We start from the raw sequence: 12,327 nt of genomic DNA on the forward strand, positions 1-12,327 counted from the left end.
CAAAAGTAGCAAGCTACTTTCCCGCTGCCGCTCGACTTGCATGTGTTAGGCCTGCCGCCAGCGTTCAATCTGAGCCATGATCAAACTCTTCAATTTAAGTTTGGTTTGCGTTCATTCATTACCGGGGCAATGAACTTCAGCGGCTCAATGAATTGCTGAAATAAACTGTGACAACCGAAGTTGTCTTGGTCACTTCACCAGACATTGAAAATCAAAAATTGTTTTTGATGCTCGATGCTGTGAGTGCCCACACAGATTGCTTGATTCAAATTGTTAAAGAGCGACGCAACAGCGTGTTGCTGCGGGAGTGGAATTCTACTCAACCGCCTTCTCGAGTCAAGCCTTATTTTCAAAGGCTTTTCGAGGTTACCGACCGGGTTGTTTGCGTTGCCGCTTGCCCTGTCGATGTGGCGTATTATAGAGACATTGATCACATTGGCAAGGGCTGACTGCAATAAAATTGCAAAAAACGGCCATTTATTAGTTATTCATATCAACACACAGCCTTTGTACAGACTTATCCACAGATATGGGTGAAATGCGGGGTTTTGTCTCCGGATAAGCGCCTCACAACGCTACAGGCACTCACCAATCATCACCGTACCGTCGCGTCTGACGCACAGCGCCAACGGCCGCTTCTATATAAAGAGGCATATATAGTAGCGCTTACCCCAATCCAGCCTCTTTGACCCAGCACGCCATCAGCTCGCTGGCGGGAAGATCCCGGCAGCCCGAGACATTCTGTCCGGCCCAGAGCGGCGAGAAGCCGCTGTCACCGACCTTTTCAGCAGCGGCGCGCAACGGTGCCAGTGCGCCACTGGCATAAGGGAAGTGAGGGGTAAACTCCGAGAGCGGGCCCAGCTCCCGCATCAAGCGGTTGACTATCCCCCGCGCCGGACGGCCGCTGAACAGATTGGTCAATGCGGTGTGCCGGCCATGGGATCCCTGCAGCGCCGCACGGTGCAGGGGCGAGGTCGTCGCCTCGTGACAGCAGAGGAATGCCGTTCCCATCTGGACTGCGCTGGCCCCCAGTGCCAGAGCGGCCATGATCCCCTTGCCATCGACTATGCCCCCGGCGGCGATGACAGGCAGATCCACTGCCGCCACTATCTGTGGCAATAGCGTGAAGGTGCCCTGTTGCAGACCGAGATCCTGACTCAGGAAGTGGCCGCGATGCCCTCCCGCCTCCAGCCCCTGGGCGATGATGGCATCGGCGCCATGGTGCGCCAGCCACTGGGCTTCCGCTACCGTGGTGGCGCTGGCAAAGACGCTTGCCCCCGTGGCTTTCACCCGGGCCAGCAACTCGGGCGCCGGCAGACCGAAATGAAAGCTGACCACGGCGGGTCTGAACTCGCCAAGCAGGGCGGCGTGCTCCGCATTGAAGGGGGCGCGGCCGGGCGCCGTCGTCACGGCTCGGGCATCCACCCCGAACTCGGCATAGTAGGGAGCCAGCGCCTCTTTCCAGCGGTGCTCTTCGGCCGGATCAGGCTCACTCTGTCGATGGCAGAAGAAGTTGATGTTGAAGGGGCCAGGGCCACTGGCCGCCAGCTGTTCCAGCGCCTTGCGCAGCTCGGCCGTGCTGAGCATGGCCGCTGGCAAGGATCCCAGGGCGCCCGCCCTCGTCACCGCCATGGCCAGCTCAGTGTTCTGCACCCCGGCCATGGGCGCCTGGATGATGGGGTAGCGCATCCCCAGCTCGGCAAAGAGTCTCATGCGCCGCCCTCTCCTTCTGTGACGGAGGCAGCCACCTGACTGCGCGCCAGCGCTATGGCGCCGTCTATGGCCCCTCTGGCCCGCGGGCTGTTCTGCCAGCAGGTCGAACCCAACATGCTGGCCACCAGCCGGACTATGTGGCCGCCATCCGCCTCGGCCAGCTCACTCAGGCTGTGGTAGCCCAGCTGTTCGAGCCGCCCTATGACGGTGGGACCCACCCCTTTTACACCGAGCAGCAGGCTGCGTTCCCGTGCCGAAAACTGTTTCACGTCGGTCATTGCAGAGCTCCTTTCCGATGGCTGTAGTTGCACATCAGGCCCGCAAGGGGCCCGATGAAGATAAGTGGTCAACGCACGCTGCGCAGCAGGAAATCCGGCTGACCGCAGGAGCGGCGCTCGCGCTTTTGCATCTCGGCGGAGCAGGTGACCGCATCTGTCCCCTCTTTATTGACGCAGATGTAGATCTCCCGCAGGAAGCGGCCACCATCGGCGCAGGCCACCGTGATGTTGTCGGGGGCCAGCCACTGGTTGGCGCTCGCCAGATCGGCCTTGAGCTGGAAGCGGCTCTTGCGCAGCGGCTCGACCGGGGATTGATAGGCCGCCGGGATCCGTACCTTCTGGCGCAGATCCCTGGCCAGTTGATGGAATGCCTGCTGACTCAGGCCGGAGCAGGTGCCGTGCTTCTCCCACTCATGACCATAGAGAAAGCGGCTGGGATAAAGACCGGCAAACGCCTGCTCCATGGCGGGATCCAGCCGCTCGCGGGTACAGTTGCCGGGGTAGCCACGCTGGTACTGGGGCCAGAGGCCGTGCAGCACGAATCCCAACTGGCGGCTGCACTGCTCTCTATCGGCCGGCTTGATGGCGCAGTGCTCCGGTGACCAGGAGAGCGCCAGGGCGTAGTAGTCAAACTCACCGGGCCGTCCCTTGGCCTGCGCGGCCTGGGCACACAGCAAGAACGCGGCCAGGAGCAGCAGCATCTTCTTCATGTCATCGTCTCCGTCATCGCAATCAGGCCCCCTTCTGGCGAGGAACACGGCCTGTGGTCAGGCCCCATGCTCCCATACAAGGAAGTCAAAGAACAACCATATGAAATGCCCTTACCAAGAGTGGGTCAGACCAGTAAAGGGTTCCCCCTCCCGGATCAGAGGCGTAAGCTGACTCTCCGGCGAGCCTCTGCGTCCCGCCATTTTCCCCGATTTCATCAGCAACAGGACATGACATGATCCGCAAGAATCCCTCCGGTCACCTTCCCGTTATCGACGAGTCCGCCTACATCGACAAGACCGCCATCATCTGCGGCAAGGTGATCATCAAGGAGAATGTGTTTGTCGGCCCCTACGCCGTGATCCGTGCCGACGAGGTGGACGAGAGCGGCGACATGGAGCCCATCGTCATCGGTGCCAACTCCAACATTCAGGACGGCGTAGTGATCCACTCCAAGTCCGGCGCCGCCGTCACCATAGGCGAATACAGCTCCATAGCCCATCGCAGCATAGTGCACGGCCCCTGCGAAGTGGGTAACCGGGTCTTCATCGGCTTCAACAGCGTGCTGTTCAACTGCCACATCGGCGAAGGATCCGTGGTGCGTCACAACTCGGTGATCGACGGCTGCGATCTGCCCCCCGGCTTCTATGTGCCCTCCACCACCCGCATCAACCAGCAGAGCGATCTGGCCCAGATCCCCCGCGTCACCGTGGATGCCACCGAGTTCTCCGAAGACGTGGCCCACACCAACATCGATCTGGTCAAGGGCTACAAGGCGCTCTCCAACGAGTTCTGAGTCCTGGCATGACAATGAACAACGGGCGCCGCAGCGCCCGTTGTTCGTCATCCTGACATGCCGGGGTTAGCCGGCCCGCACGCAGACGGCCCCGTGGGCCTCCTCTGGCAGATCGCCCATCACTTCGCCGTCACCCAGATCGAGCAGGGGGGCCTCCCCCTCGTCATTGGGAGCGTCACTGCTCCAGACCCGGCTGTAGAGCGGCCAGCCATGCTCCGTCAGCAGCTTCATCTCTTCACCGGCCTGATGATAAGTGGCAAACAGGCTCGCCAGCTCATCGGCTCCCGGCAGGCGCCAGTCATCGTGACCGCGGGCCACCAGTTGCTGGCAGTACTCCCGCGCCCGCCCCTGGCTCATCACCACATAGTCGATGGCATAGGGGTTGTAGTCCCCGTCCTCATCCCTGGCGCTGCCATCGTAGTCGATGCCGATCCGGTCGGCCTCGCCACGGGTCAGCGGGCAGAGGAAGGAGAGCGCCCCTGCCGCCAGTTCGGGTTGATGGCAACCCAGACCAAAGTCGGGCTGGGCATCCACCACCTGCACCGCCACCCTGAGGGTGCGGCTCCCCGCGCTTATCTGCACGCTGGCAGGCCCCACGGCCAGGCCTGTGATGACGCCACTGCCGTCGACCCTCAGCCGCTCGGGCTGATCGCTGCGCCATTGCACGGCCTCAAGCACCGGAGTCTCGCTGCCGTCACTCAGCCGCAGGCCAGGTTGCAGGGAGAGGCTCTGCCCCACCTCCAACCGGGGTTGGGCGGGTGTCACCACCAGCTCCACCGGGATGGCGCCGACGGCCTCATCGTCATCCACCTGGCTCAGTCCCAGCTCGGCCACTGTGGCCGGGGTGCGCCTTGGCTCGGCGGAGGCACTGCGCAGGAACTCGCCGATGGCCTCCAGCTCGTCGTTGGAGAGCCCAAGAGCATGAAGACGATCCGAGGCCTTGGGGAAGAAGGGATCGTGCACATCCACCCCGGTCGGGAAGCCGACCCCGCTGCTCCACTTGGTGACGCCGAAGTTGTACATGGCCACCACCCCCTGCACCGAGCCACCGAGACGCTGGGCCAGGATGGGGAAGACGCCGTTGTGCATATAGGGACCGGTGAAGGCTACGTCCCTCAGGCTGGGGGTCTTGAACAGCCCCATGTCGGCCTTCAACCTAGTCTGCAGGAAGCGACCCCTGTCCTCGAGGTTGCGGCCGTAATAGGTCAGCCCCAGGCTCTCGAACTTGTGCTGGCTCAGCAGCGGGCCCGAGTGGCAGTTCATGCAGCGCCCCTCGGTGCGAAACAGGTGCATGCCCCACAGCGCCTTGTCGCTCATCGCCTGCTCGTCCCCCTTGACGAAGCGCTCCAGCGGGCTCTCGCTGCTGATGATGGTGCGCTCGAAGGTGGCGATGGCCTTGGCGACCCGATCCAGGGTGATCGCCTCGTCACCGAAGGCGGCGGCAAAGGCGACCGGGTAGTCGCTGCTGGCCCGCAGCCGCGCCAGCAGTTCATCGTGATCGAGGGCCATCTCCACCGGGTTGCTGATGGGATGGAGCGACTGCTCCTCCAGGGTGGCGACCCGTCCGTCCCAGAACTGGCTGCTGCCGAAACCGGCATTGAGGATGGTCGGCGCATTGCGGGTCCCCTTCTGCCCCAGATGACCCACCGAGACGCTCAGCCCATCACCCCACCCCTTCTGGGGGTCGTGACAACTGGCGCAGCTGATGTCACGGGCCTGGGATAGCTGTTTGTCGAAGAAGAGTTGCTGGCCCAGCACCACCTTGGCCCGGCTGTAGGGGTTGTCGGCCGGGAAGGGCATGGCGGGCAGGGGGCCCAGCTCCTGCCACTCCACTCCTTCGTCCACCATGGCCGCCGGCCACTGACCCGGGTCACCGGCATATTGCGCCCGCAGGGAGGCCAGATCCGGCATCTCGCTGCTGCGCGTCACCGAAGGGCGTACCGGATAGGGGGAGAGCGCGAACCAGAGCAGGCTGGCCTCCCCCTCATCGCGCCACGCCTTGGTCAGCGGCTGGTAGAGCCGCGCCAGCCCGGTGCCATCTTGCAACCAGATCCACTCGGGCAATGGGGTGGTGAAGGTGTTGGGATAGCGCCACCCCAGCTTGTCGCTGCCAAGCAGGCGCTCGAATTCGGCCTGGGTCGGCAGACGCCATGACGGCTGGCCGCAGCTGCTCGGCGCCACCAGCGCCGCTCTCGTGACGCGGGCCGAGGCGGCAAAGCCCTCCCCCGGCAACCAGAATTGGCTGCCCTTGACCCCGGAGACGGAACGGGCATCGTGCAGACAGTGCCATGCCCCCTGGGTCAGCAGGCGGCCCTGCTCATCCAGTCGCAGCAGCTCGGCGGTCTCCGGCTCCTCCGGCATCACGGGACTGGCCGGGTAGAGCTGCAAACGGGCGGCCTGGATGGCCTCCCCGTTGCTGCGGCGATACCAGTTGCGGGCGGCGCTGTCGTCCCGCAGGGCCAGCAGCATCTGCCAACTGTCGGGATAGTTGAGCTCGGCCCCCAGCCGCTGGGCTCGCAGCAGGGCCGCATACTCCTGCATCTCGACCTGTTGTTGCAGGCGGATCTCGCCGGTCAACCCCCACTCCGCCATCTCCAGCACTGCGTCCCCGTTGCGATCCGCCAGCAGGAAGAGCGCCGTCTCCTCCTCGTCCAGTCGCAGGGAGGGGGTGGCGGCGCGCCGGGCTCGGGACTCACCGGCCGCGAGATCCGCCACCCTGGCCGTGACGGCCCTCAGTATGTATCCCTCCTGCTCCCCGACAAGCTCAAGGGGCGCCGCCAGCAGCAGGCCGGCAGGCAGCGTCAGGGTCGGGTTGCCCTGACCGCTCAGGATTGCACTCGTCTCCATGCCGGTGGCGCGCTGGCGCAGGCTCAGGGTAGCCCCGGATGCCAGCCGCTCACCGATATCAATGGTCAGGGTCAGCTCGGCCCGGGTATGAGTCTGCAGCGGTGGCGTGACGGGGGGCGTCACCGGCGGGGTAACGGGCGGCGTGACAATGGGAGGGGTTACAACAGGAGGCGTGACAACGGGCGGCGTGACCGGCACGTCGGGATTCTGGTTCTCGCTGCGGTTGTCATGGCAGGCACTCAGGGCCAGCAAGCTGGCCAGCAGGAATATGGGTTTCATCGTGTTGATTGGAGTGGTCGGATAAGCCGGCGATTATCCGGTCAAATGCCAATCATTATCAATCGCTTCTTGGCGATATATTTTTAGTCTGGCGCCAGGACACCAGCCCCCTCCCCTGCGGCCGGTTGCGCGCCTCTATGTTGCCGCCCTGAAGGGTCACTGTCCTTGCCCGCCCGTTGCGCCCGTCAACGACAGAGCCGCCCGCAGGCGGCTCTCTCATCGATGGCATAAGGCGCTGCGGCCGTGCCATCAGGCCCCTATGATGCCGCCGTCGTCCCGGGTGATGCGCAGCACGGCGGAGCGGGGAATGGCGCTGCCGCCGTCCGGGAAGTGGGAGGGGGCCCCCTCCTCCCCCGGGTGCTGCACCCCGACGAACATAGTGCGCCAGTCCGGGCTGAAGGTGAGGCCGGTGATCTCGCAGGCCACCGGGCCGGTCAGGAAGCGGCGCACCTCGCCGCTCGCCGGATCCGCGCACAGCATCTGGTTGTTGCCCATGCCGGCAAACTGCTTCTCGTTGGAGTAGTCGCCGTCGGTCTGGATCCAGAGCCGCCCCGCCTCGTCGAAGCCGATGCCATCCGGGCTGTTGAACATGTTGTCCGGGGTGATGTTGGCACTGCCCGCCATCAACCCCTCCTTGTTTACTTCCGGGTTGCCCGCCAGCAGGAAGAGATCCCACTCGAAGCTGTCGCTGCCGTGATCCTCCCCCATCGGGCGCCAGCGGATGATCTGGCCATAGGGGTTCTCGGCCCTGGGGTTGGCGCCATCCAGGGGTTGGTTCTCCTTGAGGCCCCGGTTCTTGTTGTTGGTCAGGGTGCAGTAGACCTCGGCCCTGTGGGGATGCACGGCCACCCATTCGGGCCTGTCCATGGTGGTGGCGCCGAGCCGGGTCGCGGCCTCCCGGGCGAAGATGAGCACCTCCCCCTGATCGGCGAAGCCGTTCTCCCGGGTCAGCCCCTGCTGGCCGTGCACCAGGGGCAGCCACTGGCCTGTGCCCTTGAGCTCCCCTTCCTTGGCCTCGAAGCGGGCCACATAGAGGGTGCCCTCGTCCAGCAGATCCCGGTTGGCAGGGTCATTGCCCGGCGCCACCTTGTTCTTCGAGACGAAGCGGTAGATGTGCTCGCCCCGCTCGTCATCGCCGAGGTAGACCACGGCGCGGCCATCCTGGTTGATGGTGAAGGCCGCGTTCTCGTGCTTGAAGCGGCCAAGGGCGGTTCGCTTCTTCGGGGTGGAGGCGGGATCGCGCGGATCTATCTCCACCACCCAGCCGAAGCGGTTCGGCTCCTGGGGGTGTTTGGCGAGATCGAAGCGCTCGTCAAACTGGTGCCAGCCAAAGCCCGCATCCTCGGCGGCCAGGCCATAGCGGGCGGCACGCTGGTCCAGCACCGGCTTGCCCGCACTGCCGAAGTAGCCGTTGAAGTTCTCCTCGCAGGTGAGGTAGGTGCCCCAGGGAGTCTGGCCGTTGGCGCAGTTGTTGAAGGTGCCGAGGGCGGTGCGCCCCTCGGGATCGGCCTGGGTCTTGAGCAGGGCATGACCCGCCGCCGGACCGCTCAGTGTCATGGGGGTGGTGGCGGTGATGCGGCGATTGAGGGCCCCCTTGGGGTTGGCCTGCCACTTGCCATCGGTGCGCACCAGCTCCACCAGGGAGACCCCGTGGGCCGCCTGGGCCTTGGCGACGGCGGCGGCACTGAGCGCCTTGCCACCATCCGCGAACAGGTATTCGTAGTTGGTGTATTCGTTGTTGACGGCGAGCAGGGCGCGATCCGGCCCCAGGGGGAAGAAGCTCATGCCGTCGTTGTTGTCGCCAAACTGGCGGGCCTGGGCCTTGGCGTCATTACTCTGGCTGAAGGCGGGGGCATCGGCGAACAGGGCATCCCCCCAGGCGATCAGCACCTCGGCCTTGTAGCCGGGCGGCACCACTATGGTGTCGGCCGCCGAGGCGGGCACGGCCTGGAAGCCCAGCAAAGGCTGGGTGGCGGCGGCCACGGCGCGGGCCACCGGATTTGCGGCAAAAAAAGCCACCATGCTGGCGGCGCCGACTCCCTTGAGGAAGCCACGGCGGCTAAGGCCGGCCTCGATCAGGCGGTTGAACGCCGGCTCCTGCTCGCGGGGGTGGTTGGCACTGTCTCTCTCGTCAAAACGGCTCATCGGCTTTTCCTTGTTCTCTCTGCGCAATCATTGCGTCATGGCTCACTCACTGCGTCCGGCCACAGCATGGGGGCACTTTATTAAACAAGGATGACAAGGGATGAGATAACCGTCTGACCTGGTAAGAGGCGTCGCCTGCCCATGACAAGGGGCGGTGGGCACAGGCCTCACCGCCCCGGAAGAGGTAACACAGACAGAAGGGCTGAGCCCTGGTCGCACTTCTTCCGGCTGATATGCCGTTTGTACCGGATAGCGCCCGCTGACAGCTTCCCTCTAGCCGCACTTCTTCAGACTGACATGCCAGTTGGCGCCGGACTGCACCTGGTGCTTGGCGGCAAAGCTCTCCATGTTCAGCGCCACCGACACCTGCAGCAGGCTGTTGAGGTAGACCAGCGGCTGACCTTCCGGCACATCGCCAAAGCTGCTGACGTAGGGGGCCTTGCCCTCATATTTCAGCGCATCCCCTTCGCTTATCCTGATGCAGGCCTGATCCCCCTTGTTGATCCCCGCCTGGGTGAGCAAGGTGTCGTCGATGTTGGTCCAGACGTTGCCGTACTGCACATCCAGAATGGGGATGGTGCCCTTCAGGGTGCCATCCTGCTCGGCCACCGCCGGCTGGTAGGGGATGGTCACCACCTCGGCGGGCAGCAGGGGCCCCACCTGCTCGAAGCCGATGGCGCCGGAGGCGAGCCGAGCTCCCGTGTAGGCGTAGACGTCGCGACCGTGGAAGGTGTAGGACTTCTCGGAGCCCTTGAGCCGGTTACGTTTCTCGTCTATCTGGCGCACGGTGTCGATGCCGAAGTGCTCCGCCACCAGGGTCAGGGTGCCGTTGTCAGGGGAGACGATGTAGTGGCCGCTCTTGGTCTTGAGCACCACCGACTTGCGATCCGTGCCCACACCGGGATCCACCACGCTCACGAAGACGGTACCCTCGGGCCAGTACTGCAGGGTCTGGTAGAGGCGGTAGGAGGCTTCCCAGATGTTGTAGGCCGGGATCTCGTGGGTCAGATCCTGCAGCGGCAGTGTCCTGTCCACCCCGAAGGCGACCCCCTTCATGGCGGAGACGGCGCCATCCTTGAGGCCGAAATCGGTCTGGAACACCAGGGCCTCGCTGGCGAAGGCACCAGCCCCCACCAGGGAGAGGGCGAGGACGAGGGCGCGGGGAGCGGTACGAATATCCATATCAGGACTCCTTGTGAAGGATGCAACAGAGAAACAGAAATCTAGACGTCCAGAATGCCATTTCATGGCCCCTTTGCAACCCCTGCTGCCCGAATGGGGGGGAAGCGCCCCTTTCGTCGGGATCCCCCCTGGTACAGCTGCACAGCCCTGGGCCCCTGGCCGAGGGAGAGGCGTGTCGCCGCCGCCCTGATGATCCTGCGGGAGTGGATGCACCATCTGGATGCCGGGAGCGTCGCCCTGATCGACGGATGACGGATCCCGTCAGGAGGCGGGCGAGAAGCGGCGGGGTGATACAGCTACCGATGAGGCGCCACATGCACAACGATTGAGCGGCCATGCCCCCCATACGGGGCACTTTCTTCGCAGCGAACCATGCTAGAGTCCGCCGTTGTTTTTTTCCTTAAATAACGGGACGTTACATGAAGAAGTTTGTTGTTTCATCTGGTGTCATTTTGATGGCGGGATTGTTGACAGCTTGTGCGAGCGAGTCGTCGCGCTCCCTGGAAGTGCCCAAGGTCGCCTCTTATCAGAGCCACTATCAGGGCACGCGCAGCCCCATCGCCGTCGGCAAGTTTGATAACCGCTCCAGCTACATGCGTGGCATCTTCTCCGACGGCGTGGACCGACTGGGCAGCCAGGCGAAAACCGTGCTGATCACCCATCTGCAGCAGACCGGCCGCTTCAGCGTGCTGGATCGCGACAACATGGAAGAGATCAAGGCGGAAGCCGGGATCAAGCAGCAGGCCCAGCAGCTCAAGGGCGCCGACTATGTGGTCACAGGTGACGTCACCGAGTTTGGCCGCAAGGAGGTCGGTGATCATCAGCTGTTTGGCATCCTGGGCCGCGGCAAGTCCCAGATCGCCTACGCCAAGGTCAACCTCAACATCGTCAACGTCACCACCTCTGAAGTGGTCTTCTCTTCCCAGGGCGCCGGGGAGTACGAGCTCTCCAACCGCGAGATCGTCGGCTTCGGCGGCACCGCCAGCTACGACTCCACCCTCAACGGCAAGGTGCTGGATCTCGCCATCCGGGAAGCCGTCAACAACCTGGTGAGCGGCATCGAGACCGGCGCCTGGCGTCCGGCCCAATAAGGAGAGACGAGATGACCATGTCCAAGCTTTCCCTGCTGCTGGCCAGCGGCCTGCTGCTGAGTGCCTGTGCCCAGGCGCCAAAGACGCTCTACAACTGGGATCAATACCAGGGGGTGGTTTACCAGCACATGCAGGGTGACGACACCGGGGTCGAAGCCCAGATAGACGCGCTGGAGAAAAACCAGCAAGAGGCCAGCGCCAAGGGTCAGGCGGTGCCGCCCGGCTTCCACGCTCACCTGGGCATGCTCTATGCCCAGCTCGGCAAGGATGCGCAAACCCGCGAGCAGTTCGAGACCGAGAAACGCCTCTTTCCTGAATCGGCACCCTTCATGAACTTCCTGATGTCCAACCAGAAGGGGGCGACCCAATGACACTGCGTACCTTCCTTGCCCTGACACTGGGCACCCTGCTGCTGAGCGGCTGCGCAAAGGGCCCCGGCTACGACTACGGCAACTTCAAGGAGAGCAGACCGACCTCCATCCTGGTGTTGCCACCGGTGAATCACTCGCCTGATATCAAGGCGGGGGCCAGCCTGCAGTCCCAGATCACCTACCCGCTCGCCGAGTCCGGCTATTACGTGCTGCCGGTAGCGGTCACCAACGAGACCTTCCGGCAGAACGGGGTGACCGAGCCGACGGACATCCATGCCCTGCCCATCAAGAAGCTCCACGAGATCTACGGTGCCGATACCGCCCTCTACCTCGACATCAAGGACTATGGCACCAGCTATCTGGTCATCTCCAGCGAGACTGTGGTCACCGCCAGCGCCCGCCTGGTGGATCTGCGCACCGGCAAGCTGCTGTGGGAAGGCAGTGCCAGCGCCAGCAGTGCCGAACAGCAGAGCAATTCGGGGGGCGGCCTCATCGGCATGCTGGTGGTGGCGGTCGTCAATCAGATTGCCAACACCATCACCGACAAGGGCCATGAGATCGCCGGGATCACCAGCGTCAGGCTGCTTAGCGCCGACATGCCCAACGGCATTCTCCATGGCCCCTACTCACCGAAATACCAGGCACGGTAAGGCGCACCCTTCCCGCACCAGCAAGAGGGCGTCATGCCCTCTTTTTTCATGCCAGACTTCACCCTCTACTCTCACTCTCTCAGCCTGAGCCCCTGCGAGGCTCTCAACTTCGGCGGCTCCATTGCCACGGCGACCTTCTGTGAGAAATGGCGAACCACAGATCTGCGTTCAAGCGCCATCTGATTGTTGCGCCGCTCATGCTGACGGGGCCGAACATCCCAGCAGCAGTTGACATCAGGGTGCCACACAGCTGAGCTGTCCCCATCA

12 protein-coding genes and 1 rRNA gene are annotated in these 12,327 nt (G+C 63.8%); 6 read left to right on the plus strand and 7 right to left on the minus strand.

Translation table 11 applies throughout. The annotated features are described in order from the left end of the window. Positions 1-96: ribosomal RNA gene (locus tag ACB030_RS10635) — 16S ribosomal RNA — on the minus strand; the annotation flags it as partial. 71 nt (positions 97-167) lie between these two features. On the opposite strand from ACB030_RS10635, the gene ACB030_RS10640 reads away from it, so the two are divergent. Beyond that, complete coding sequence (locus tag ACB030_RS10640) at positions 168-449, plus strand: hypothetical protein (protein ID WP_371159623.1); 282 nt, start codon at positions 168-170, stop codon at positions 447-449. A gap of 217 nt (positions 450-666) precedes the next feature. Here ACB030_RS10640 and ACB030_RS10645 read toward each other — a convergent pair whose 3' ends face one another. The 3 genes from ACB030_RS10645 to ACB030_RS10655 all read right to left on the minus strand — a co-directional run bounded on the left by ACB030_RS10645 (position 667) and on the right by ACB030_RS10655 (position 2,701). Then, on the minus strand, positions 667-1,713 hold the full coding sequence (locus ACB030_RS10645) for an NAD(P)H-dependent flavin oxidoreductase (protein ID WP_371159625.1): 1,047 nt from the start codon (positions 1,711-1,713) through the stop codon (positions 667-669). Then, a complete protein-coding gene (locus ACB030_RS10650; protein WP_371159627.1) occupies positions 1,710-1,991 on the minus strand; it encodes a helix-hairpin-helix domain-containing protein in 282 nt (93 codons plus the stop codon). Before ACB030_RS10650 ends, ACB030_RS10645 begins: the two co-directional genes overlap by 4 nt. Before the next feature lie 68 nt (positions 1,992-2,059). After that, a complete protein-coding gene (locus ACB030_RS10655) occupies positions 2,060-2,701 on the minus strand; it encodes a ribonuclease (protein WP_371159629.1) in 642 nt (213 codons plus the stop codon). A gap of 233 nt (positions 2,702-2,934) precedes the next feature. On the opposite strand from ACB030_RS10655, the gene ACB030_RS10660 reads away from it, so the two are divergent. Further along, positions 2,935-3,495: a carbonate dehydratase gene (locus ACB030_RS10660; protein WP_106884870.1), complete on the plus strand. Its 561-nt coding sequence runs from the start codon at positions 2,935-2,937 to the stop codon at positions 3,493-3,495. Positions 3,496-3,561: 66 nt separating this feature from the next. Here the strand turns inward: ACB030_RS10660 and ACB030_RS10665 are convergent, their stop codons facing one another. The 3 genes from ACB030_RS10665 to ACB030_RS10675 form a co-directional block, all read right to left on the minus strand. Beyond that, positions 3,562-6,621 (minus strand): cytochrome c peroxidase, encoded by a 3,060-nt coding sequence (locus ACB030_RS10665; RefSeq protein ID WP_371159632.1) that lies wholly within the window; start codon positions 6,619-6,621, stop codon positions 3,562-3,564. Positions 6,622-6,870: 249 nt separating this feature from the next. Next, a complete protein-coding gene (locus ACB030_RS10670; RefSeq protein WP_371159634.1) occupies positions 6,871-8,766 on the minus strand; it encodes a PhoX family phosphatase in 1,896 nt (631 codons plus the stop codon). A gap of 273 nt (positions 8,767-9,039) precedes the next feature. Then, a complete protein-coding gene (locus ACB030_RS10675) occupies positions 9,040-9,948 on the minus strand; it encodes an S-adenosyl-l-methionine hydroxide adenosyltransferase family protein (protein WP_371159636.1) in 909 nt (302 codons plus the stop codon). Positions 9,949-10,041: 93 nt separating this feature from the next. Here ACB030_RS10675 and ACB030_RS10680 point away from each other — a divergent pair, with 93 nt between their 5' ends. The 4 genes from ACB030_RS10680 (at position 10,042) to ACB030_RS10695 (ending at position 12,060) form a co-directional block, all read left to right on the plus strand. After that, on the plus strand, positions 10,042-10,200 hold the full coding sequence (locus ACB030_RS10680; protein WP_371159638.1) for a hypothetical protein: 159 nt from the start codon (positions 10,042-10,044) through the stop codon (positions 10,198-10,200). Positions 10,201-10,403: 203 nt separating this feature from the next. Continuing rightward, the gene (locus tag ACB030_RS10685; protein ID WP_241672849.1) at positions 10,404-11,039 is read left to right on the plus strand and encodes a CsgG/HfaB family protein; all 636 of its coding nucleotides are present in this window, start codon (positions 10,404-10,406) and stop codon (positions 11,037-11,039) included. 11 nt (positions 11,040-11,050) lie between these two features. Continuing rightward, complete coding sequence (locus ACB030_RS10690) at positions 11,051-11,410, plus strand: DUF4810 domain-containing protein (RefSeq protein ID WP_247627810.1); 360 nt, start codon at positions 11,051-11,053, stop codon at positions 11,408-11,410. Continuing rightward, positions 11,407-12,060 carry a DUF799 domain-containing protein gene (locus tag ACB030_RS10695; protein WP_371159640.1) on the plus strand — a complete coding sequence of 218 codons (654 nt, stop codon included), beginning with the start codon at positions 11,407-11,409 and terminating at the stop codon, positions 12,058-12,060. The genes ACB030_RS10690 and ACB030_RS10695 overlap by 4 nt, the downstream gene beginning before the upstream one ends. The last annotated feature ends 267 nt before the right edge of the window (positions 12,061-12,327 follow it).

The organism is Aeromonas sp. S16(2024) (genome assembly GCF_041403065.1).
Taxonomy (GTDB): domain Bacteria; phylum Pseudomonadota; class Gammaproteobacteria; order Enterobacterales; family Aeromonadaceae; genus Aeromonas.

Excerpts from the sequence above, each read along its gene's own strand:
- ACB030_RS10645 (WP_371159625.1), bottom strand. The coding sequence starts at position 1,713 with ATGAGACTCTTTGCCGAGCTGGGGATGCGCTACCCCATCATCCAGGCG.
- ACB030_RS10650 (WP_371159627.1), bottom strand. The coding sequence starts at position 1,991 with ATGACCGACGTGAAACAGTTTTCGGCACGGGAACGCAGCCTGCTGCTC.
- ACB030_RS10655 (WP_371159629.1), bottom strand. The coding sequence starts at position 2,701 with ATGAAGAAGATGCTGCTGCTCCTGGCCGCGTTCTTGCTGTGTGCCCAG.
- ACB030_RS10660 (WP_106884870.1), top strand. The coding sequence starts at position 2,935 with ATGATCCGCAAGAATCCCTCCGGTCACCTTCCCGTTATCGACGAGTCC.
- ACB030_RS10665 (WP_371159632.1), bottom strand. The coding sequence starts at position 6,621 with ATGAAACCCATATTCCTGCTGGCCAGCTTGCTGGCCCTGAGTGCCTGC.
- ACB030_RS10670 (WP_371159634.1), bottom strand. The coding sequence starts at position 8,766 with ATGAGCCGTTTTGACGAGAGAGACAGTGCCAACCACCCCCGCGAGCAG.
- ACB030_RS10675 (WP_371159636.1), bottom strand. The coding sequence starts at position 9,948 with ATGGATATTCGTACCGCTCCCCGCGCCCTCGTCCTCGCCCTCTCCCTG.
- ACB030_RS10680 (WP_371159638.1), top strand. The coding sequence starts at position 10,042 with ATGGGGGGGAAGCGCCCCTTTCGTCGGGATCCCCCCTGGTACAGCTGC.
- ACB030_RS10685 (WP_241672849.1), top strand. The coding sequence starts at position 10,404 with ATGGCGGGATTGTTGACAGCTTGTGCGAGCGAGTCGTCGCGCTCCCTG.
- ACB030_RS10690 (WP_247627810.1), top strand. The coding sequence starts at position 11,051 with ATGACCATGTCCAAGCTTTCCCTGCTGCTGGCCAGCGGCCTGCTGCTG.
- ACB030_RS10695 (WP_371159640.1), top strand. The coding sequence starts at position 11,407 with ATGACACTGCGTACCTTCCTTGCCCTGACACTGGGCACCCTGCTGCTG.